Genomic DNA, 21,152 nt, shown 5'->3' with positions numbered 1-21,152 from the left:
CCGGCACGCGTCTTCACGCCGACTTGAGTGCGGCCAGCTGTTGTTCGAACGGCGCGATGGTCCCGGGGGTCCCGGCAACGTCCGGGCGGCCGGCCATGAGCCCCGCCGGTTCGCCGCCGGCCCGGCCGATCCGGGCGGCGAGACCGTCACTGCGCTCGTCCCCGGCCGAGCCCCAGTCCTCGGACGTCCCGTACACGGCGGTGGGTACGACGATCGCGCGCAGGTAGGCGAAGAGCGGGCGCAGCGCGTGTTCCAGGACGAGCGAATGCCGGGAGCTGCCGCCGGTGGCGGCGATCAGCACCGGTTTGCCGACGAGGGCGGCGTTGTCCAGCACGTCGAAGAACGACTTGAACAGCCCGCTGTACGAGGCGGAGAAGACCGGCGTGACCACGATGACGGCCTCCAGCGCCTCGCTCAGGGTGGGCCCCGGGAAGCCGTTGACCAGGTTGTGGCTGATGTCCGTGGCCAGCTCGCGCAGTTCGATCACGTGCACGCCCACCTCATGTCCCGCCTCCGCCAGGTTCTGACGGGTGGCGTCGGCGAGCCGGTCGGCGAGCAGCCGAGTGGAGGAGGGCAGGCTCAGCCCCGCCGAGACGACCACCAGCTTCAGGGGTTCGTCGTCAGGTCCTTTCGTGTGGTCTCAGGCCGCCGGTCAGGCGGTCGCCGGGCGCTCTGCGTCGCGCGCGGCGAGCAGGGAGGCGTGGGTGGGGGCGTCGGGCACATCGGTCGGCCGGTTCCTGGCGAACTCCTTGCGCAGGACCGGTACGACTTCCTCGCCCAGCATCTCGATCTGCTCCAGCGCGGTCTCCAGCGGGACTCCCCCGCCGTCCACGATGAACAGCTGGCGCTGGTAGTCACCGGCGTACTCACGGAAGGTGAGCGTCTTCTCGATGACCTGATCGGGCGTGCCGACGGTCAGCGGAGTCTGCTGCATGTACTCCTCCAGGGAGATGCCGCCGCCCATCACCGGTGAACGGTCGAAGAACGGGCGGAACTCACGTACGGCGTCCTGGGAGTTGCGTCGCATGTAGACGTGACCGCCGAGGCCGACGATGGCCTGCTCGGGAGTGCCGTGTCCGTAGTGTGCATACCGCTCCCGGTACAGCTCGATCATCCGCTGGGTGTGTTCCTTGGGCCAGAAGATGTTGTTGTGGAAGAAGCCGTCGCCGTAGAACGCGGCCTGCTCGGCGATCTCCGGGGAGCGGATGGAGCCGTGCCAGACGAAGGGCGGTACGTCGTCCAGGGGCCGGGGCGTGGAGGTGAAGCCCTGGAGCGGCGTACGGAACTTCCCCTGCCAGTCCACGACGTCCTCGCGCCACAGGCGGCGCAGCAGGGCGTAGTTCTCGACGGCGAGGTTGATGCCCTCGCGGATGTCCTTGCCGAACCAGGGGTAGACCGGTCCGGTGTTGCCGCGGCCCATCATCAGGTCGACGCGCCCCTCGGCCAGGTGCTGGAGCATCGCGAAGTCCTCGGCGATCTTCACCGGGTCATTGGTGGTGATCAGGGTGGTCGCCGTGGACAGGATGATCCGCTCGGTGCGCGCGGCGATCCAGCCCAGCATCGTGGTCGGCGACGACGGCACGAACGGCCGGTTGTGGTGCTCACCGGTCGCAAAGACGTCGAGACCGACCTCTTCGGCCTTCTGCGCGATGGTGACCATCGCCTTGATCCGCTCGTGCTCGGTCGGGGTGCGACCCGTGGTCGGGTCGGTGGCCACATCGCCGATGGTGAAGATGCCGAACTGCATCGTCTTCGGCCTTTCCGTGAGTTGATACATCAACTATAACCCTACAACGGCCCCCGCACATCCCCATTACGACCACTAGGGCTGCTCCTCGATGCGCTCGACCACCCGATTCGCCACACTGGCACACAGGCGAAGCTCCTCCGGCGTCAGGAGGTCGACGAACAGTCGGCGGACGGCCTCTACATGGCGGGGCGCGGTCGCCGCGATCGTTTCCAGGCCCGTCGGGGTGATGACCACGAACGCGCCGCGCCCATCCTCGGGGCACTCCCGCAGGAGCACCAGCCCACGCTTCGCCATACGGGAGATCTGATGAGACATCCTGCTTTTCTCCCACTCCAGGCACTTCGTGAGATCCGCGTGACGCTTGCGGCCGGCCGGGGCCTCACCGAAGTCGACGAGCACCGCGAAGTCGGCGGCGGACAGACGGGACTCCGACTGCGGACAGCGGGACAGCCGGCCACCAAGCTGCTCCTGCACGCAAACGAAGCTGCGCCAGGCCGCCCTGCTCCTCCGGGGTGAGCCATGGGGTTGCTGAGCCATGCACCGATGGTAGCCGGTGGTTGATTCATCATCTATCTCTGGGCATGTGTCCCCGCCGACCCGGAGTTCCGCCTCTGCGGTCAGTTCGGCTCACACTCGCCATGCTGCGCCGACGAGGCCCGGCCGCCCCGGACACCGTGGCGAAGGAGCCCGCGGGAACGACGGCCGACTGACGACTACGGCTCCTCGCTGCGGCCGCACGGTTGTGCTCAAGGCCCGTGCCGGGCCACCGTCAGGTAGAGCGCCAGACCGTTCTCGGTGAAAACGTACTCGTGCCGCGGTGGACTGGTCTGGTGGGTGCGCCGTGTGAGCGCGTCGAGATCGATCAGCCGACCGAGCCGCTGGAGGAGGATGCGCTCCACGAGCACCACCGGTCACCGACGACCTGGAGGATGCGCTCCACGAGCACCACCCGTCGCCGACGACCTGGAGGGTGCGGCGATCGAGCACGGCCGACGGCGTTCAGCAGGGCTCAGGTGTGCGGATCCGTGACCGGGGCGGTTGGCGACGGCTCCGAAAGCAGACTGAGTGCCGATCTGATCCGCTTCATGCGGCTGAACCCAGCCGGCCGCCACGGTGGGCCTGGTCGTGGGCTCCTCCTGGCAGCCTCTGGGCATCCCCGCCGCCATCGGCTTCACCATCCTGATGGCCTGCGCCGTGGACTTCCTTGCCCGGTTCGGCGACTACACCAACCCCGCGACCCGCCGGAAAGCCATGGCCCACATCGCCCTCATGACCCTCTCCGTGGCCACCGCCATGACCCTGGGACCGGCCATGTGAGCCCAGACCTCAGACCCGGCGCCGACCGGCGGAATCTGCCGCTCCGCAGAGCGACTGCGCCCTCACGTCCAGTTCAGGACGCGTCCTCGTCCAGTTTCGCAACCACTCGCTCGGAGATCTGACCCAGCGTCCGCAGCTCCGCCGGAGTGACATGGTCGAGGAACAACGCACGCACGGCCTCCACATGGAGAGGAGACGCCGCCTCGATCGCCGCACGCCCCTGCTCCGTGATCACCACGAACGCACCCCGCCCGTCCTCCAGACACTCCTCCCGCACCACCAACCCCCGCCCGGCCATCCGCGCGATGTGATGGGACATCCGGCTCTTCTCCCACTCCAGCGACCGGGCCAGATCCTGATAACGCTGCCGCCCCTCCGGCACGTCCGTCAGATTGACCAACACAGCGAAGTCGGCAGCCGACAGGTTCGACTCCGACTGCAGCAAGCGGGACAGACGACCCACGAGCTTCTCATGCAGCCGGACGAAACTCCGCCACGCGTGCTGTTCCTCCGCCGTCAACCAACGCACCGTTTCCTCCATGGAGAAAGCATAAACGTAGTTGATAGCTCACCGACTGGGCGCTCACGCAGTCGCCCGATGTCGCTCGATGCCACCACTACTTCGGGGGCACGGCGCGACCTGTCCTGCCCTGACCGCCTCGGGGCCGCACCTCCGGGCCTGCCAGGACGTCGTTCGGCTGGGGAAGCCGAGGTCGTCGAGCCTCAGCAGGCGCAGGCCGACGTCGACGTCGGCGCCGCCATTTAGCTGACACGTCGATTAATTCAGCAATGATTGATGCGTCAACCAGAGAGGGGTGGTGCCCGGCCACCTACTAGCTCGGCAGGAGGGCCCATGACGGCCACAGGTTTCGAACTGGGACTGAACTCGTTCGGAGAGGTCGCGACCCACGGCGGCCGCACGCTGAGCGATGCCGAGACCGTCCGCCCGCTCATCGAGGAGGCCCGGCTCGCGAGGAGGTAGGGCTCGACGTGTTCAGCGTCGGCGAGCACTACCGCCCCGGCCACAACGACAGCTCCACTCCGGTGCTGCTTGCCGCGATCGCCACGGCGACCGAACACATCCGGCTCGGCACCTCGGTGACCGTACTGAGCACGAACGATCCGGTTCGGCTGTACCACGAGTTTTCCACCCTGGACGCCGTCTCGAACGGGCGGGCCCAGCTGGTACTCGGGCGGCCATCGGCCACCGAATCGTTTCCCCTGTTCGGCTACGACCTCGCGGACTACGAGGAGCTGTTCGAGGAGAAGCTCGACCTGTTCATGCGTCTCCAGCGCAAGGAGACGGTGACCTGGTCCGGGAAGTTCCGGCCTCCGCTCGTCGATCAGCAGTTGCGTCCCCGGATGCCACCCGGCGGCATCCCCACCTGGATCGGTGTGGGAGGCAGCCCGAACTCCGTGATCCGCGCGGCCCGTTACGGCCTGCCTCTCATGCTGACCATCATCGGCGGACGCCCCCAGCGCTTCAGCCCCCTCGTCGAGCTCTACCACCGCTCCCTCGACCAACTCGGACACCCCCGGCTCCCGGTCGCCCAGCACTCGCTCGGGCTCGTCGCGGACACCGACGAAGAGGCGATCGAGACCTGGTGGCAGTACTGGCAGCCGGCCGTGACCCGACTCGCCGAGGAAGGCGGGTTCTGCAAGCCGGCGAACGCTACGAGGCGGAGGTCAAGACGGGCGCACTCTTCGTCGGCTCCCCCGAGACCATCGCCCGGAAAATCGCCACGATGGCCCGCGACCTGCACCTGAACCGCTTCGACCTCAAGTACGACGTCATGAACCTGCCCCGCGAATCCCGTACCGCACGATCGAGCTACTGGGCCGCGAAGTGGCTCCGCGAGTGAAGCAACTGCTCACGAAGGAGCCCACCCATGCCTGATCTCGTTGTCGGCCTGGACACGGCCATCCGGCAGGTCGCCGAAGAGGCCGTTCCCGCGGAACAGACATGCGTCGAGGTCATCGCCCTGGGGGAGCACCATCGCCCGGAGTTCGCGATCTCGACTCCGGAGACCGTGCTCGCCGGCATCGCCACCGCACCAGCCGTATCCGGCTCTCCTCCGGCGGCACCGGCCTCAGCTCCGACGACCAGGTCTTCTAACAAGAGGCCGCGGAGAACATCGCCGCATTCGTCGCAGGCAAGCCGATCCGGGTCATCAAGTGACGCGTGCCCCTCTGTCGGGGCACGTCTCTCGCCCTCGGCTCGCCTCACGGGCCACCGAAGCCCACCGCGCCGAGCACGAGCATCCCGCGCTTCCGGCGCCCGTGTGCAAGCCGTGACGCCCGGGTCCACCGGCCACGCCTCCCTCATTTACTTGATGTGTCACCCGTCCGCCCTCTATGGTGGCTGATGCATCAACTAAATCCGCAGCGGGCTCAGCCAGACGGTCCGCTGCCCCACGCCAAGAGGTATCCATGAACGTCGCCCTGTGGGCCGTCGCAGCCCTGCTTGCCCTCGTCTTCCTCGGTGCCGGCGCCATGAAGCTCACCAGGTCGAAGGAACAGCTCCTCGCCTCGGGACCGACCATGACCTGGGCCGAGGACTTCTCGCCCGGACTGATCAAGACGATCGGTCTCCTGGAGGTTCTCGGCGCGATCGGGCTGCTTCTGCCTGCGGCGGTGGACATCGCCCCGGTCTTCGTTCCCCTGGCCGCCACCGGCCTGGCGCTGGTCATGGTCGGCGCCGCGATCACGCACGGCCGACGCGGCGAGTACCAGTCGATCATCGTGAACGTGGTCCTCCTCGCCATGACCGTCTTCGTGGCCTGGGGCCGTTTCGGTCCGCACGCCTTCTGACAGCAGCGGAGAGAGCGGAGGAAACACCTGCCTGCGATCACCGTGGACGACGTCCTGGTCCTGCCGCGTCTACCGGAGCTGGACCCGGTCGGCACGGTCTACCGGCCCGTCCGCCGCCTGACGGCGGCGCAGCAGCACGGTTTCGAGGGTGAGGGCTTCCCGGTGCGCCGTGCCTTCGCCGGGGTGCCGTTGCCCGAGCTGGATCCCTTCGTGCACATGGACCACCTCGGGGTGGTCGAGCAGGCGCCGGGCGAGGCCCAGGGCACCCCGTGGCATCCGCACCGCGGCTTCGAGACGGTCACCTACCTCATCGACGGAGCCGTGGAGCACCAGGACTCCAAGGGCGGCGGCGGGCAGCTCACGGACGGCGACACCCAGTGGATGACCGCGGGCGCCGGCATCCTGCACATCGAGAAGCCGCTGGAGCATCTGGTCAGGAGCGGCGGGGTGTTCCACGGTGTGCAGCTGTGGGTCAACCTGCCCCGTGCCAAGAAGATGAGCCCGCCGCGCTACCAGGACATCCGCGGCAAGCACACCGGACTGCTCACCACCCCCGACGGCGGCGCGCTGATCCGCGTGATCGCCGGAGACATCGCCGGCCACACCGGCCCGGGAGTGACCCACACTCCGATCACCGTCGCCCACCTCACCGTCGAACCCGGTGCCCAGGTCGATCTGCCCTGGGACCCGGCCCACAACGCGATGGTCTACGCCCTGGCGGGCCACGGCGCCGTCGGTACCGAAGCCCGCCCGATCCAGGAGGGCCGGCTCGCCACCTTCGGCGCGGGTGACGCCCTGCGCCTGACCGCAGACCGCGTGCAGGAGGCCCGCTCCCCCAAGCTGGAACTCTTCGTGCTGGGTGGCCTCCCGATCCGCGAACCCGTCGTCCAGTACGGCCCGTTCGTGATGAACACCCCCGAAGAAGTCCAGCAGGCCTTCCAGGACTACCAAGCAGGCCGCCTCGGCGTCATCCCCGCCCAACACCTCCCGCACACCTCCTGAACCTCCGCTCAGGTCGGCCCCACCACGCGACACAGTCAGAGAAGAGTTCCATGACCAGGATCGGCATCATCCTCGGCAGTACCCGGCCCAACCGCAACGGCGAGCAGGTGGCCACGTGGGTGTACGACATCGCCTCACGCCGCACCGACGCCGAGTTCGAGCTCGTCGACCTGCGCGACTTCCCGCTGCCGCACCTGGACGAGCCGCTGCCCCCGTCGATGGGCCAGTACCAGAACGACCACACCAAGAAGTGGGCGGAGAAGATCGCGTCCTTCGACGGCTTCGTCTTCGTCACCCCCGAGTACAACCACAGCACCTCCGGCGTACTCAAGAACGCCATCGACTACCTCTACACGGAGTGGAACAACAAAGCGGCCGGCTTCGTGTCGTACGGCGGCGTCGGCGGCGCCCGCGCCGTCGAACACCTGCGCCTGGTCGCCGGCGAACTGCAGATGGCCGACGTGCGCCAGCAGGTGGCACTGTCGATGATGACCGAGTTCGAGAACTTCAGCGTCCTCAAGCCCGGCGACTACAACGTGCAAGCCGTCGGCACCCTGCTCGACCAGGTCGTCGCCTGGAGCGGAGCCCTGGCCCCGCTGCGCACCCCCGCCGCCTGAACCGCAGCTCCTGCCGACGCCGGGCCCGATGTTCCACCACCGGGCCCGGCTTCCCGTTTCCCGCTCCCGCATGGCTTGATGCGACCCGTCAGTGATGCCGCGCACATGCCTGCGACGGCCGTGTGACCACGTGTTAGCGTCCGGCCGTGACTTCCCCGGTTCTGAACGCATCCGTGCCCGGTGCGGACGACGCGGGTGATCCGCTCGAGCTGCTCGATCTCTTCAGCGACACCTTTGTCCGCAACCCCTACCCTTCCCTGGACGCGCTGCGCGTACAGGCCCCGGTACATCTGGATCCGGGCACAGGGTTCTGGCTGGTCAGCCGCCACCGGGACGTACGTCAGGTGCTGCTAGACCCGGACGCCTTCCGTCCGGACAACGCCCAGCACGCCGTCACCCCGCTGCCGGTCGGCGTACTGCGCACGCTCACCCGGGCCGGTTTCAACCTCCCACCGGCGTTGGCGAACAACGGCACCCCGAGCCATCCCGGACTGCGCAGGTTGGTCAACCGGTTCTTCAAAGCCCAGCGTGTCACGGCCGCCGTACCTGTGATCGAGCGCATCGCCGACGAACTGCTCGTTGCGGCACGGGAGCGGATCGACACCTCGGGCGGCGACGACCTGTTCACGTCCTTCGCCCAGATCCTGCCGTGCCGGGTACTGATGGAGCTCCTGGGCATCGACGGCGTCTCCCCGGCCACGATGATCCGCTGGAGCGACGCCTCGCTGGAGCTGTTCTGGGGCCGGCCTACACCGCAACGCCAGCGGGAACTGGCGACGCTCGTGGCCGAGTTCCACCAGTGGCTGACCCAGACCGTGACCAGCGGCACAGCCTCGCCCGACTCCTTCGTGGGAGCCCTGGCGCACCATCGTCTGCCCGACGGCGAGCCGCTCGACGTGAGGACGGCGGTCGCCGCATGCTTCTTCGTCTTCATCGCCGGGCAGTCCACCACAGGGCAGCTCATCGCCACCGTGCTCCGCCGGGCCCTGGCCGAGCCCGATGTGTGGTCCCTCGTCGCCTCCGAGGAGGGCCTGGCCGAGGCGTGGGTGGAGGAGGTACTGCGGCGTGAGCCGCCGGTGACCACTTGGCGAAGGGTCACCGCGCGCCCCGTCGAGCTGGGTGGGGTGCACCTTCCTGCTGGTGCGCAGCTTCTTGTGATGCTCATGGGCAGCGGATCGGACCCCGAGGTCTTCACTTCTCCCGAGCGAATGTGCCCCCACCGGGCCAACGTCCGGCAGCATCTGGCTTTCGGTGCTGGCCGCCATCGCTGCCCGGGTGCGTCCCTGGCGCGTACGGAGGCGGCCGTGGCGCTCCGGGCGGCGGCTCGCCACCTGCCACGCGTGCGGTTGGCGGCGGGAGCGGCGGACGCACCGATGCTCGGACTGCTGTCCTTCCGGGCGCCCTTGCGGGTGGCAGTGGAACAGCCATAGTGGCACCGCAGCCGCGCCCGCCGACGCACACAGCGAGCTTCCCCCGTGGCGATCGAGGTGGTTCCGCCACGCAGGCCACTCCGACGACGGCGGGGGTGTGTGCTCACGCGTCGCTGCGGCCAGTCGTCGCACTCGTGTGAGGTCGAGGCCGATCGGCTGACCTCGGTGCTTGACGACGCGGCCGTTGAGCGCGAACGGTGTCGATGTCCACGCGCCCGGCCGAGAACGCCAGGTACTCGACCGGGTTGTGCACCGGAGTCATCGACGGAGTGTCCGGCCTCCGGCCAAAAGCACGGGCAAGGCGAGCAGCGTCCGCGATGCCATGACGCCGACGCGTAACCGTGGCAACACCGCGACAACAGCAAGGTGTTGGCTGCTTCACCAGCCCGAGCGGTACCCGTGGCCGGGGCTCCCTTCCAGCGGTGCCGTACGCGCCAGTGTGCTCACGGCACGCCGCGAAACGTCATCGCGTCGCGATCGGTGTGCGGGCCGCTCCGGTCAGGCCGACGAACGCGCCGGTGCAGCCGAGGGAGCGGACTGGGATGCACACCGGCACCGGTTGTTCACGGCCGGACGACCGGGAGGACGATGCGGGAGGGCCGTGGCGCCGACCTCGTGGGCGATCTCCTGGCGGACCGGGCGGAAGTCCGTTCCGGTGTCGAGGGGTTCGCCGGTGTCGAGGTTGCGGTCCCAGCGGGGGAAGTTGCTGGAGGTGACCTGGACGCGCAGGCGGTGACCGGTACGGAACACGTAGCTGGTCGACCACAGGTCCACGGCGTGCTCGGTGGACTCGCCCGGTGTGGTGTGCGCCCGGACGATCCCGTCGACGACGTTGCGGGACACGCCGTCGGGGCCGGCGTCGCAGAGCCGGACCACCCAGTCCGTCGTCGGGGCGTCGGTGGCGGCGTCGACGAAGGCACGGACGCGCCCGGTGACCTCCACGTCCTCGGCCAGGGGCTCGGTGGTGTACACGAGCACGTCCGGCCGGGCTTCGACCCGGACCTGGTCGAGCGGGCCCGGCGTGCCAACTCTTGGACCCCACTTAGTAATGGATCCCATTTTCATGTAGCGTCGTGTGGCACCCACCACCCCACCGGCCGAGGAGAGACTCATGGCTGTCCCCAAGCGGAAGATGTCCCGCAGCAACACCCGCCACCGCCGCGCCCAGTGGAAGGCCACCACCCCACAACTCGTGCCGATCACGATCGACGGCTCCACCTACCTCGTCCCCCAGCGGCTGGCCAAGGCGTACGAGCGCGGTCTGCTGCACCCCGAAGGCTGACCGGCGATGGCGTACGAGCGACTGCCCGTCACCGTCCTGTCCGGGTTCCTCGGCGCGGGCAAGACCACCCTCCTCAATCACGTCCTCGGCAACCGCGAGGGCATGCGCGTCGCCGTCATCGTCAACGACATGAGCGAGGTCAACATCGACGCCGCCCTCGTGCGCGGCGGCGAGGCCGCCCTCTCGCGCACCGAGGAACGCCTGGTCGAGATGACCAACGGCTGCATCTGCTGCACCCTTCGTGACGATCTCCTCGAAGAGGTCGACCGGCTGGCCCGCGAGGGCCGCTTCGACTATCTCCTCATCGAGTCCAGCGGCATCTCCGAACCCATGCCCGTGGCCGCCACCTTCGCCTTCGCCCGCGACGACGGCGCCACCCTCGACGAGCTGGCCCGCCTGGACACCATGGTCACGGTCGTCGACGCGGCGAACTTCCTGCCGGAGCTGGCCGGCGGGGACGAACTCGTCGAGCGCGGCCTGGACCAGTACGAGGATGACGAACGCACCGTCAGCGACCTGCTGATGGACCAGATCGAGTTCGCCGACGTCATCGTGCTCAGCAAACTCGATCTGGTCGACGCCGACACCGCCGACCGGCTGCGGGCGACTCTCACCCGCCTCAATCCCGTCGCCCGGATCGTCTCCGCCGTCCACGGCCGGATCGCTGTCCGGGATGTCCTCGGCACTCGGCTGTTCGATCTGGAACGTGCCCAACAGGCCCCCGGCTGGGTCATGGAACTCAACGGCGAGCATGTTCCGGAGACCGAGGAGTACGGCATCTCCTCGACCGTCTTCCGTTCCGAAGCGCCTTTCCACCCAGGCCGGTTGTGGACTTTCGTCACCAAGGAGCTGGACAGCGGCGCGTACGGGCAGATCCTGCGCTCGAAGGGCTTCTTCACTCTCGCCAGCCGCCCCCACGTGACCGGCCTGTGGTCGCAGGCGGGCTCCGTCGCCCGCTTCGAGCCGTCCGCCGCCCGCGACGACGACAGCCCCGGCGGTCAGGAACTCGTCTTCATCGGCACGCACTTGCACGCCGAGGCGCTCCATTCCGCCCTGAACGACTGCCTTGTGGCGGACGGCGAGAGCGGCCCGCCGGTCGATCCGTTCCCAGCATGGGACACCTACGGCATCGATGACACCTGCGCGCACGAGCACCTGGAGCAGGCGCCGATGCCGATGGGGCAGGTCTGAAGACTCCGGGTCGGGCGGGGGCTCGCAGCCACGGCGCCGCCCGGCCCGGGTACGCACGCGAGTGAGGGGGGCCACGATGACAGAACGGGGTGTACACCTGGGCACAGTCCAGGAGACTCGTCATCCCGCCGTACGGCCGGGCAGTGGAGAGCCGTAAACCGGATCCAGCCCTTCACGACCCCCGGGCCGAGGAGATCATCGCGTCGATCGACGCCCTGCCGACACCGTCGTCGAGATCGGTGTCGGACTCACCACGTTTTACGAACGCGTCGACAACCGCCGGGCACGTTGGTTCGACCTCGCCTCGACCTCGACGTGCCCGACGGATCGACCTGCGCCGGACCTTCTTCAAGCGACACCCCGCGCCGCACGGCGATCACCGCGTCGGTGACGGACGAGGCATTGACCACGTCCCCCGCCCGACCCGCAGACGAGCCGCCACAGGACCTGTAGGCCGACAGTGACCCGCTGCGCGCCCTGCCGGCGGGAAGCACGTCCACGAACTGGTGACCGCACTCGGAGTGAGCCAGTCACTGGTCTCCCAGCACTTGAGGGGGCTGCGCACCTCCCGGATCTGATCGCCCGGCGTCAGGCCCGCGAGAAGCGGTACAGCCTCACCGACGAGCACGTCGCCCACATCCTGCTGGACGCGATCCGGCACGCGCAGGTGGAGTAACCCGCACCCGAGATGCGGCGCCATCCCGACGGCCGCGCGGCCCACCGCCGGGCGGCCGTCGGCGTCACCCCCCGGCCCCTGCCACCGGCCACCCGCCTCCCCGGCTGCGCATGGATCACGCGACCCATTGCCAACTCTTGATGAAAATGATTATCATGTGCCTTATTCGTGCCCGCTCCTTTGCGTGCACCTTCTGATCCAGGGGGGATCTACTTTGCGCACTCACACCCGCACTCTGACCATCACCGGCTCTCTCGCCGCAGCCCTCGCCCTCGTCGGCCTCGCCGCCACTCCGGCGGCCGCCGCCACCACGCTCAGCAGCGGACACGTCGACGTCCTTGACGCCGACTGGGACGGCAACGACCTGAGCCTGCACGTCCACGACGAAGAGACCGACACCGAACACGAGCCCGCCGACGTGACGCTGTCGGTACCGGCCGCGGCGAAGACGGCCAACCCGGGCCACAGCTTCCTCGGCAGCGGCAGCCAGGTATGGCTGCTGCCCGAGGACGAGGCCCTGGCGAACAGCAGAGGCGTGCTGTACCCCGGCATCTCGACCGAGCACCTCTCCACCGGCGTCTTCGCGAACAACACCGTGACCTACACCCTCGTCAGCGCCACCCGCAACGGCGCCACCACCGAGGACTTCAGCGTCTACAAGGGCAGCGCCACCCGCTGGTTCGACAGCGACACCACCACCGCCAACTTCAAGTCCAGGACCTTCGGCGTCGGCACCCACAACCACGCCAGCTGGGCGTTCGAGGAGGCCGGCACCTACCAGCTGACGTTCCGCGTGCGGGGCACGGTGAGCGGTACCACCGAGTCGGACACCGAGGTCTTCACCGTCGTCGTCTCCAACTGATCCAGCCCCCGGTGTGGCCCGCCGTCCCCGCTCGCGAGGACGGCGGGCCACACCCGTGGAAGAGAGGCCGGACCATGAGGGAGAGCGGACCATGAAGATTCTGGCGCGCGGCAGAGGCGCCTTCACCGCCGCGGTGTTCACCGCCGCGGCCGCCGTACTGATGGGCGCGGCGGGCCTGGTCGCCGGCAGCGGCCCCACCGCGCGGGCCGCAGCGCAGGCCGTCGTACTCAGCGAGGGCGATATCGATCTGACGCCCCGACTGGTCGACGGGAAACCGCAGTTGCAGATCGACGACCGGACCGGGGCGCAGCCGGTCGTCCGCGAACCCTCCCAGGTCGTCTGGCATGTCGTGCCCGAGGCCATGGCCGACAACTACAGCCCCCTCTACCCGCTCATCGGCGAGGGACTGTACGCCTGGTTCCTCAACCATCTGTGGACCACGGACATCTTCGCGTTGGAGCCCGGCTGGAACGGCACCCAGGCGGGCGGCGACACGGAGGTGCGGCTGGCGGGCTTCGAAGGACCCGGCGCCTTCGCCCTCTACACGTACACGCGGGAGATGGACGACAGCAACGGGAATCCCACGCCGCATCTCAGCAGCACCGACCCCGCGTACGCGTCGTTCACTCTGGGCAAGGACGCCCAACGGACCCAGCCCTCCTGGGCGTTCACCGCCGAAGGCGTCTACCGGCTGACCTTCGCCATCACCAGCGGAGGCGCCACCGACACCGAGACGCTGGCCGTCGTGGTCGGCGACGACGTCGATCCGGCCACCGTGCTGCCCGGTGACGGGACCGCGCCCACCGCCTCACCCACCGACAGCGGTTCGGCCACGCCCACCGGCAGCCCCACGAGCACCGCTCCGGGCGCGCTCGTCATCGACGACGGGCACGTGGATCTCGCCGCACGGAAGGCCGACGGCGAACTCTCCTTCCAGGTCAAGGAAGGCAGCGAGCTCGACCACGCGTGGCACGAGCCCGACGAGGTCGTCATGCACGTCGTGCCCGCGGCACGGCGGAAGATCACAAGCGGTACGACCTTCCTCGGCAAGGAAGGCGATCCCGTCTGGTGGCTGCCCAGCAGCTACATCAGCGGCATCGTCTGGCCCGGCTGGAACACCCAGGAATGGAAGGAATCCGAACTCGACGGCAGGGTCACCCACCGGCTCGACTCCGTACAGGGTCCGGGGAACCTTTACGTGTTCAACAACGGCGGCCTGGGATCGCACACCATGTGGTTCAACAGCGCCGACGGCCTGCCCGACCCCCACGAGCACAGCGTGGGCTCGCACTCCCACACCGAGTGGGTCTTCACCCAGGAAGGCGTCTACCGCACGGCGTTCACGGTGAGCGCCACACTCGCCGACGGCACGAAGGTCAGCGACACGGCGACCCTCGCCTGGGTGGTCGGTGACGATGTGGACCCGAAGACGGTGACGCCGGGTGCGGGTGACGAGCCGACGGCGTCGCCCACGGCCACCGCCTCCGCCTCCGTTCCGGCTTCACCGTCCGCATCGGCGTCGGCCCCGGTGACCACGGCCCCGACCGCGTCCGGCTCGGCGACGGCGACCGCGACCGCGACCGCGTCAGCGTCCGCTCCGCCGGCCGGTACGCCGGGCGGCAGCGGAGGTTCGTCCACCGCCGGCGGCACGGTCACCACCGGCGGGCTCGCCTCCACCGGCGCCGGCGTGACCGTGATCGCGGCCGTCGCCACGCTCGCGCTGCTCGCGGGCGGCGGCGCGGTGTTCGCGGTACGACGACGGCGTACCGCCCAGTGAAAGCGCCGCGTACGGCGGACCGGGCCAGACAGCCCCCAGTCCGCCGTGCGCGGCTCAGCCATGTCCAGCAAAGGAGGAGCCCCATGCGGGGCCACCCCAGACGCACCACCGCCACCGCGCTCGCCATGGCCTGCGCCGCTCTGATCGCCGGATGCAGTGGCCTTCAACCGGCTTCGTCCGACGCCGCGTTGACGGTCTCGACGACCACCGCGATCATCGCGGACCTGGTCGAGCAGGTCGGCGGCGACCGCGTGGACGTCACATCGATCGTGCCGCGCAACGGCGACCCTCACTCCTACGAGCCGAGCCCCGGCGACGCGGCGAAGGTCACTGAGGCCGACGTCGTGTTCAGCAACGGCCTGCTGCTCGAGGAGCCCGGGATCATGAAGATGATCCACAACAACGCCCCCAAGTCCGCGCCGAAGATCGAGATCGCCGACAAGCTGGAGCAGTACGGCGGCACTGTCATGAAGCTGGAGGAGGACCTGGGCCTCGACGTGCTCTGGCTCGGCTGGGCCGTCGAGGGCGAGGTGGCGGGGGACGGCTCCCAAGTACGTACGACAGCCACGAAGCTGGACGGCCCCGGCGAACTCCGCGTGTACCTCACGGACATGCTCGGCAGGCCGAAGGTGTACGTGGACTCGGCCGACGGCTTCGACGAGGAGGACTCCTTCACCCTGCCCCCCGAGGCCCACACCCACGTCAACTGGGCGTTCAGCGAACCGGGCACGTACAGGCTGACCGTCGAGGGCCGGACCGAGACGCTGGACGGAAGGGCCGAGAAGTTCGGCAGCGGCACCTTCACCTTCACCGTCGGCGACGCGACCGCACCCCCGAAGGGGGCGACCGTGCTCGACGGCGGGCACGCCGACGTCGCGCTCAACGCCGAGACCGGCAAGGTGTACGTCCGCGCTGACGCGGAGCAGAGCGGCGGTCGCACCCGCCATCCCGCCGAAGACGTCGTACTCAACGTGCCCGACCGGGCGAAGGAGTCGGTGCCCAAGGAGAAGCCCTACGGCTTCCTCGGCACGGCGGGCGACGAACTGTGGGTCCTCCCCCAGGCCGTCATCGGCAAGCACGTGCACGGTGACCTCGACCCGCACGCCTGGGAGGACGTCGCCAACGCGGAGGCGTACGTCCGGCGTATCGAGGCCGAACTGATCAAGGCGGACCCGGAGGGGAAGGTGACGTACGAGAAGAACACCGAGACGTATCTCAAGACGCTCGGCGCGCTCGACGCGGAGGTCGCCAGGAAACTCGCGACCGTCCCGGAGCGGAACCGCAAGCTGATCACCACCCACGACGCCTTCGGCTATCTGGCGAAGGCGTACGGCATGGAGATCGCCGGCTTCGTCGTGCCGGTGCCCAACCGGGAGCCGAGCGCCGCCGAGGTGGAGGAACTCGGCGACACCATCCGCGAGAAGCAGGTCCCGTCCGTGTTCCTGGAACCGAATCTCGCGGCGCGCGCGGACGTACTGAAGCGGGTTGCCCAGGACGAGGGAGTCGGCATCTGCACGATCTACGGCGACTCGTTCGGCGACAAGGTCCACGACTACGTATCGATGATGCGGCACAACGCGAACGAGCTCGCGAAGTGCCTTGGGGAGGGCGCCTGATGAAGGGCATGCGAAGGCTGGGCAGGGAGCGGATCGCGGTCGCGGTGGTGCTCGCGGCCACACTGTCGGGGGGCGGGGCCGCAGTCGCGGACGACGCCGGGACGGAGCGGCCCGAGCTGGGCCGGATCGCCTACACGGACGGGGAGCTGAGCCTGGACGGTGCCGGCGACGCGGACGCCCGCGTCATCACGATCGACGACGCGCACCTGGCGGACGGCCCGGCGCCCGGGTGGGACACCACCGCCATCCCGGAGGGCACCGCTGCGGGGGAGAGTGTGCGGTGGTCGCTGAGCGGGGTCGACGGGCCGGGCGATCTGCGGGTGTACGCGGAGGCGGACCGCGACGGGGGCGAGGAGGCACTGCTGTTCGACAGCGCGGACGGGCTGCCCGACGTGTACGAGCTGCCGGTGGGCGAAACGGGCGCCACGCGGTGGGTGTTCACCGCCGAGGGCACGTACCAGGTCATCTTCACTGCCGAGGCCACCACGCCCGACGGCCGGTCCCTGTTCACCGGAACCGCCTACACCGTGCTGGTCGGGGACGAGGCGATCGCTCGGGCGGCCGAAGCCGCGGAGGCAGAGGGCACAGGCATGGGCGGGACGCCGTCGGGTGAGGCGGAGGAAACCGGCGACGAGGCCGCGCCCGGAAGCGGAGACGGTGGGGCGGGATCCGTGGGCGGGCAGGCCAGCCCGCTCACCGCGGCCGCGGGGTCGGCCGCCACGGCCACCTCGCCCGCCACCTCGTCCGCCGCCGCGGCTTCGGACGTCGTCTCCACCACGAAGGTTCTCGATGAAGGTCACATCGACTTCGCCGCCAGGGCCGTGGACGGCAAACTGCAGATCCACATCAAGGACGGCACGGTCTCCGGCAGGACCACCTGGCGCGAGCCCTCCTCCGTGATCCTGCACGTCAAGCCCGCCGCCAAGAACACCCTTCCGGACGGCGACGAGTTCGCGTTCCTCGGCAAGGGCGGCGCCCCCGTGTGGCTCCTCGACCAGGTGCAGCAGGAAGGGCTGCTGTGGCCCGGCTGGTCCACCGACAACATCACGGCGGGTGCCACCGAGGGAGGAGTGAAGTTTTCGCTCTCCCGCGTCGCGGGCCCCGGCACGTACGCGCTGTACACCTACGACGCGATGTCGGGCGCGAACGTGCTGTTCAACAGCAAGGACGGCGTCCCCGACTCCTTCGACGTCGCGGCGAACACGCACGCCCACGGTGGCTGGGCCTTCACCGAGGAGGGCACCTACCGGCTGACGTTCACGATGAGCGGCAAGCTCGCCGACGGCACGGCGGTCAGTGACACGGAGACCGTGACGTTCGTGGTCGGCGACCAGGATCCCGGCGCGGTCAAGCCCGGTGACGGGTCGGGCGGCGGCGCCACCTCCGGCGCGGACGGCGGAACGTCGGAATCCGGTTCGGGCGAGGAAACGGGAACGGGAGCCGCAACGGGAACAGGATCCGGTGATGACCAGCCGAAGTCCGACGACGACGGCTCCATGGCCTCCACCGGTGCCGGGAACCCGGCCCTGCTGGGCGGGACCGCGGCAGCCCTCGCGGCGCTCGGCACCGCGGCCGTCGTGATCACCCGCCGCAGAAGCCGCACCGCAGGGAGGAACACCGCGTGAAGGAGTTCCCCACGCCCGAACCAGCCCTGCTCCGCGTCGACGAGGTGACGGTCGCGCTCGGTGGCCGACCGGCCGTCCAGAAGGTGCAGCTGTCCTTGCACCAGGGTGAGTTGCTGGGCCTGCTCGGCCCGAACGGGGCGGGCAAGACCACGCTGCTGCGTGCCGTGCTCGGCCTGATCCCGCTCACCGGCGGCCATGTCCTCATCGACGAGGTGCCGCCGGCCCGAGCCCGGCACCTGATCGGATACGTGCCGCAGCGCCACGAGTTCGCCTGGGACTTCCCCATCGACATCACCGGAGCCGTGCTGTCCGGCCGCACCCGCTCCATGGGCTGGCTGCGCCGGGCCCGGCCCGCCGACCGGGCCGCCGTCGAGGAGGCACTGGAACTGGTCGACCTCAGTGACCTGCGCCGCCGCCCGATCGGCGAACTCTCCGGCGGTCAGCGCCAGCGGGTCCTGGTGGCCCGCGCACTGGCGAGCAAACCCCGGCTCCTGCTGCTGGACGAGCCGTTCACCGGCGTCGACGTCCCCACCCAGGAACTCCTCAACGAACTCTTCGCGCACCTGGCCGCCGACGGCCGTGCCCTGCTGATGACCACCCACGACCTCGCGGCCGCCGCCCGCACCTGCTCACGCGTCGCCCTGCTCAACCGCACGATCGTCGCCCAGGGCGGCCCCGAACTGCTGACCGATCCCGAGCAGATGCTGCGGGCCTTCGGCCTCGACACCGCGATCGGAGCCGCCGCGTGACGCTCCTGGAGTTCCTCACAGACCCCTGGCAACTCCCCTTCATGCAACGGGCGTTCGCCGTCGCCATCATCACCGGCCTGGTCTGCGGGGTGGTGGGCGTGTACGTCGTACTGCGGGGCATGGCCTTCATCGGCGAGGCCGTCTCCCACTCGGCGTTCCCGGGAGTCGCCCTCGCCTACGCCTTCAACGGCAACCTGCTCCTCGGCGGTGCGCTCGCCGGGCTCACCACGTCGCTGCTGATCGCGCTGGTGTCGCAGAACCGCCGGCTGAAGGAGGACACCGTCATCGGGGTCTTCTTCTCCTGCGCCTTCGGACTCGGCATCGTCCTGGTGTCCACGCAGGACAGCTGGTCCACGGACCTGTCGTCGTTCCTGTTCGGGCAGGTCCTCGCGGTCGGCCCGGAGGACGTGTGGACGGCGGCGGGCGTCGGCGCGCTCCTGGTGGCGGTCGTCCTGCTGCTGAGCAAGGAACTCGTCGCCGTCAGCCTCGACCGCGAGACCGCACGGGCGGCGGGACTGCCGGTGATGCGCCTCGACCTGATCCTCTACACCGTGGTGACCGCCACGATCGTGATGTCCCTGGAGGCAGTCGGCAACATCCTCGTCCTGTCACTGCTCATCACGCCGGCCGCCACAGCCCGGATGCTCACCGAACGGCTGTGGGCGATGACCTTGCTGGCGTCGGCCTTCGGCGGCACGGGCGCGCTTGCGGGCCTGTATGTGTCGTACGCCTACGACCTGGCCGCGGGCGGCTCCATCGTCTGCGTCCTGACCGCCCTGTTCGCCGCGACCTGGTGCCTGGCCCCACGCCACGGGCTGCTGGCCCGCGCGCTGCAGCGTGGCCGGCAGGGGCGGCGGACGGCCGAGGAGCAGATGGCCACGGCATGACAGCCCCTCCCTGCCGCCACAGGCACCTCCTCGCGGGATGGCGAGCTGCTCGCCCCGCTCACCGCCACCGGCGAGGAACCGGCCGCCGTGCCGAGAGTTCTCGCACTCCACACGCGGACCGAAGAGGCGGCCGGGCGACCCGCTCCCACCCGCCTTCGCGTGCACCGGGCCGACCGTGCCCCGGTGGACGCCCTTCCAGGAACCTGAACCCGCTGCGCGTGCAGGCCGCCGGCAATTGCGGCGGCGCCCGGCCCCTGAGACACGTCAGCGGGACCGAAAATCTCGTCGCTGAGTGGGGGAGACCGGCGGTTCGGCCTCCGCGGAGACCACCTCGCCCGTATCGCCCGTACCCTTGAGGGTGTCTACGGCGTCACATAGCGGGCGCCAAACCACTGGAGGCAACACCCCGTGCTGATTGCTCAGCGTCCGTCATTGACCGAAGAGGTCGTCGACGAGTTCCGCTCCCGGTTCGTGATCGAGCCGCTGGAGCCGGGCTTCGGCTACACCCTCGGCAACTCCCTGCGTCGCACCCTCCTGTCCTCGATCCCGGGTGCGGCTGTCACGTCCATCCGCGTCGACGGTGTCCTGCACGAGTTCACCACCGTGCCGGGCGTCAAGGAGGATGTCACCGACCTGATCCTCAACATCAAGCAGCTGGTCGTCTCCTCGGAGCACGACGAGCCGGTCGTGATGTACCTGCGCAAGCAGGGTCCGGGTCTGGTCACCGCCGCCGACATCGCGCCCCCGGCCGGTGTCGAGGTGCACAACCCCGACCTGGTCCTCGCCACGCTCAACGGCAAGGGCAAGCTGGAGATGGAGCTGACGGTCGAGCGTGGCCGCGGTTACGTCTCCGCCGTGCAGAACAAGCAGCTCGGTCAGGAGATCGGGCGCATCCCGGTCGACTCGATCTACTCGCCGGTTCTCAAGGTCACGTACAAGGTCGAGGCGACGCGTGTCGAGCAGCGCACCGACTTCGACAAGCTGATCGTCGACGTCGAGACCAAGCAGTCGATGCGCCCCCGTGACGCCATGGCCTCCGCGGGCAAGACCCTGGTCGAGCTGTTCGGTCTCGCCCGCGAGCTGAACATCGACGCCGAGGGCATCGACATGGGCCCGTCCCCCACGGACGCCGCTCTCGCCGCTGACCTGGTCCTGCCGATCGAGGACCTGGAGCTCACCGTTCGGTCGTACAACTGCCTCAAGCGTGAGGGCGTCCACTCCGTGGGTGAGCTCGTGGCCCGCTCCGAGGCCGACCTGCTCGACATCCGCAACTTCGGTGCGAAGTCGATCGACGAGGTCAAGGCGAAGCTGGCCGGCATGGGCCTGGGCCTCAAGGACAGCCCGCCCGGATTCGACCCCACGGCCGCTGCCGACGCCCTCGGCGCCGACGACGACGTGGACGCGGGTTTCGTGGAGACCGAGCAGTACTGACCGCTGCCCTGCGCCGGTCGTAGAGCACTTCACGTACGGGGACAGGGAACCTCACCCTGTCCCCGGCCTGCTCCTCACGGTCGCGGATCTGGGCTCCGGCCGCCTGGAAGGACCCGGTCCCGAACCGCC

General features: G+C 69.4%; 22 protein-coding genes and 1 pseudogene. 17 read left to right on the top strand and 6 right to left on the bottom strand.

Annotation, left to right across the window (positions count from 1 at the left end):
• Positions 1 to 13: 13 nt before the first annotated feature.
• The 4 genes and pseudogenes from ACFWJX_RS30100 to ACFWJX_RS30085 all read right to left on the bottom strand — a co-directional run bounded on the left by ACFWJX_RS30100 (position 14) and on the right by ACFWJX_RS30085 (position 2,649).
• Positions 14 to 610 (bottom strand): FMN reductase, encoded by a 597-nt coding sequence (locus tag ACFWJX_RS30100; RefSeq protein ID WP_383249368.1) that lies wholly within the window; start codon positions 608 to 610, stop codon positions 14 to 16.
• Positions 611 to 652: 42 nt separating this feature from the next.
• Positions 653 to 1,747 (bottom strand): LLM class flavin-dependent oxidoreductase, encoded by a 1,095-nt coding sequence (locus tag ACFWJX_RS30095; protein ID WP_383249366.1) that lies wholly within the window; start codon positions 1,745 to 1,747, stop codon positions 653 to 655.
• Between the two features lie 75 nt (positions 1,748 to 1,822).
• Positions 1,823 to 2,291: pseudogene (locus tag ACFWJX_RS30090) on the bottom strand (MarR family winged helix-turn-helix transcriptional regulator).
• Between the two features lie 205 nt (positions 2,292 to 2,496).
• The gene (locus ACFWJX_RS30085) at positions 2,497 to 2,649 is read right to left on the bottom strand and encodes a winged helix-turn-helix transcriptional regulator (RefSeq protein ID WP_383249289.1); all 153 of its coding nucleotides are present in this window, start codon (positions 2,647 to 2,649) and stop codon (positions 2,497 to 2,499) included.
• 226 nt (positions 2,650 to 2,875) lie between these two features.
• Between ACFWJX_RS30085 and ACFWJX_RS30080 the strand changes: the two genes are divergently transcribed.
• Positions 2,876 to 3,067: a hypothetical protein gene (locus ACFWJX_RS30080; protein ID WP_383249287.1), complete on the top strand. Its 192-nt coding sequence runs from the start codon at positions 2,876 to 2,878 to the stop codon at positions 3,065 to 3,067.
• Between the two features lie 73 nt (positions 3,068 to 3,140).
• Here the strand turns inward: ACFWJX_RS30080 and ACFWJX_RS30075 are convergent, their stop codons facing one another.
• Positions 3,141 to 3,608 (bottom strand): MarR family winged helix-turn-helix transcriptional regulator, encoded by a 468-nt coding sequence (locus ACFWJX_RS30075; protein WP_383249285.1) that lies wholly within the window; start codon positions 3,606 to 3,608, stop codon positions 3,141 to 3,143.
• A gap of 312 nt (positions 3,609 to 3,920) precedes the next feature.
• Here ACFWJX_RS30075 and ACFWJX_RS30070 point away from each other — a divergent pair, with 312 nt between their 5' ends.
• From ACFWJX_RS30070 to ACFWJX_RS30045, 6 genes are all read left to right on the top strand, one after another.
• On the top strand, positions 3,921 to 4,049 hold the full coding sequence (locus ACFWJX_RS30070) for a hypothetical protein (RefSeq protein ID WP_383249283.1): 129 nt from the start codon (positions 3,921 to 3,923) through the stop codon (positions 4,047 to 4,049).
• An 8-nt stretch (positions 4,050 to 4,057) separates the two neighbouring features.
• Positions 4,058 to 4,834 carry an LLM class flavin-dependent oxidoreductase gene (locus tag ACFWJX_RS30065; protein ID WP_383249281.1) on the top strand — a complete coding sequence of 259 codons (777 nt, stop codon included), beginning with the start codon at positions 4,058 to 4,060 and terminating at the stop codon, positions 4,832 to 4,834.
• Positions 4,835 to 5,497: 663 nt separating this feature from the next.
• On the top strand, positions 5,498 to 5,878 hold the full coding sequence (locus ACFWJX_RS30060; RefSeq protein ID WP_383249279.1) for a DoxX family protein: 381 nt from the start codon (positions 5,498 to 5,500) through the stop codon (positions 5,876 to 5,878).
• Positions 5,879 to 5,905: 27 nt separating this feature from the next.
• Positions 5,906 to 6,880 carry a pirin family protein gene (locus ACFWJX_RS30055; protein ID WP_383249364.1) on the top strand — a complete coding sequence of 325 codons (975 nt, stop codon included), beginning with the start codon at positions 5,906 to 5,908 and terminating at the stop codon, positions 6,878 to 6,880.
• 50 nt (positions 6,881 to 6,930) lie between these two features.
• Positions 6,931 to 7,497 (top strand): NADPH-dependent FMN reductase, encoded by a 567-nt coding sequence (locus ACFWJX_RS30050; RefSeq protein ID WP_383249277.1) that lies wholly within the window; start codon positions 6,931 to 6,933, stop codon positions 7,495 to 7,497.
• A gap of 146 nt (positions 7,498 to 7,643) precedes the next feature.
• Positions 7,644 to 8,927 carry a cytochrome P450 gene (locus ACFWJX_RS30045; RefSeq protein ID WP_383249275.1) on the top strand — a complete coding sequence of 428 codons (1,284 nt, stop codon included), beginning with the start codon at positions 7,644 to 7,646 and terminating at the stop codon, positions 8,925 to 8,927.
• 498 nt (positions 8,928 to 9,425) lie between these two features.
• Here ACFWJX_RS30045 and ACFWJX_RS30040 read toward each other — a convergent pair whose 3' ends face one another.
• Positions 9,426 to 9,986, bottom strand: coding sequence for a CocE/NonD family hydrolase (locus tag ACFWJX_RS30040; RefSeq protein ID WP_383249273.1), 561 nt, complete (start codon positions 9,984 to 9,986; stop codon positions 9,426 to 9,428).
• 52 nt (positions 9,987 to 10,038) lie between these two features.
• Between ACFWJX_RS30040 and rpmF the strand changes: the two genes are divergently transcribed.
• The 10 genes from rpmF (at position 10,039) to ACFWJX_RS29990 (ending at position 21,023) form a co-directional block, all read left to right on the top strand.
• The gene (gene rpmF, locus ACFWJX_RS30035; RefSeq protein WP_383249271.1) at positions 10,039 to 10,209 is read left to right on the top strand and encodes a 50S ribosomal protein L32; all 171 of its coding nucleotides are present in this window, start codon (positions 10,039 to 10,041) and stop codon (positions 10,207 to 10,209) included.
• Between the two features lie 6 nt (positions 10,210 to 10,215).
• Positions 10,216 to 11,400 carry a GTP-binding protein gene (locus ACFWJX_RS30030; RefSeq protein WP_383249269.1) on the top strand — a complete coding sequence of 395 codons (1,185 nt, stop codon included), beginning with the start codon at positions 10,216 to 10,218 and terminating at the stop codon, positions 11,398 to 11,400.
• A gap of 506 nt (positions 11,401 to 11,906) precedes the next feature.
• Positions 11,907 to 11,978 (top strand): ArsR family transcriptional regulator, encoded by a 72-nt coding sequence (locus tag ACFWJX_RS30025; protein ID WP_383249362.1) that lies wholly within the window; start codon positions 11,907 to 11,909, stop codon positions 11,976 to 11,978.
• 312 nt (positions 11,979 to 12,290) lie between these two features.
• On the top strand, positions 12,291 to 12,938 hold the full coding sequence (locus ACFWJX_RS30020; protein WP_383249267.1) for a choice-of-anchor M domain-containing protein: 648 nt from the start codon (positions 12,291 to 12,293) through the stop codon (positions 12,936 to 12,938).
• Positions 12,939 to 13,029: 91 nt separating this feature from the next.
• Positions 13,030 to 14,715, top strand: a complete 1,686-nt coding sequence (locus ACFWJX_RS30015) for a choice-of-anchor M domain-containing protein (protein ID WP_383249264.1) — start codon at positions 13,030 to 13,032, stop codon at positions 14,713 to 14,715.
• Between the two features lie 83 nt (positions 14,716 to 14,798).
• Complete coding sequence (locus ACFWJX_RS30010) at positions 14,799 to 16,331, top strand: anchored repeat ABC transporter, substrate-binding protein (RefSeq protein ID WP_383249262.1); 1,533 nt, start codon at positions 14,799 to 14,801, stop codon at positions 16,329 to 16,331.
• Entirely contained in the window at positions 16,331 to 17,956 is a 1,626-nt protein-coding gene (locus ACFWJX_RS30005; protein ID WP_383249260.1) for a TIGR03773 family transporter-associated surface protein, read from the top strand. Before ACFWJX_RS30010 ends, ACFWJX_RS30005 begins: the two co-directional genes overlap by 1 nt.
• Positions 17,953 to 18,705 carry an anchored repeat-type ABC transporter ATP-binding subunit gene (locus ACFWJX_RS30000; RefSeq protein ID WP_383249258.1) on the top strand — a complete coding sequence of 251 codons (753 nt, stop codon included), beginning with the start codon at positions 17,953 to 17,955 and terminating at the stop codon, positions 18,703 to 18,705. Before ACFWJX_RS30005 ends, ACFWJX_RS30000 begins: the two co-directional genes overlap by 4 nt.
• Complete coding sequence (locus ACFWJX_RS29995; protein WP_383249256.1) at positions 18,702 to 19,592, top strand: anchored repeat-type ABC transporter permease subunit; 891 nt, start codon at positions 18,702 to 18,704, stop codon at positions 19,590 to 19,592. The genes ACFWJX_RS30000 and ACFWJX_RS29995 overlap by 4 nt, the downstream gene beginning before the upstream one ends.
• A gap of 408 nt (positions 19,593 to 20,000) precedes the next feature.
• Positions 20,001 to 21,023: a DNA-directed RNA polymerase subunit alpha gene (locus tag ACFWJX_RS29990; protein ID WP_383249254.1), complete on the top strand. Its 1,023-nt coding sequence runs from the start codon at positions 20,001 to 20,003 to the stop codon at positions 21,021 to 21,023.
• The last annotated feature ends 129 nt before the right edge of the window (positions 21,024 to 21,152 follow it).

The sequence above is a fragment of the Streptomyces sp. NPDC058335 genome (assembly GCF_042723915.1).
In the GTDB taxonomy this organism is placed as follows: Bacteria; Actinomycetota; Actinomycetes; order Streptomycetales; family Streptomycetaceae; genus Streptomyces.
This window is presented reverse-complemented; position numbering and strand designations above follow the sequence as displayed.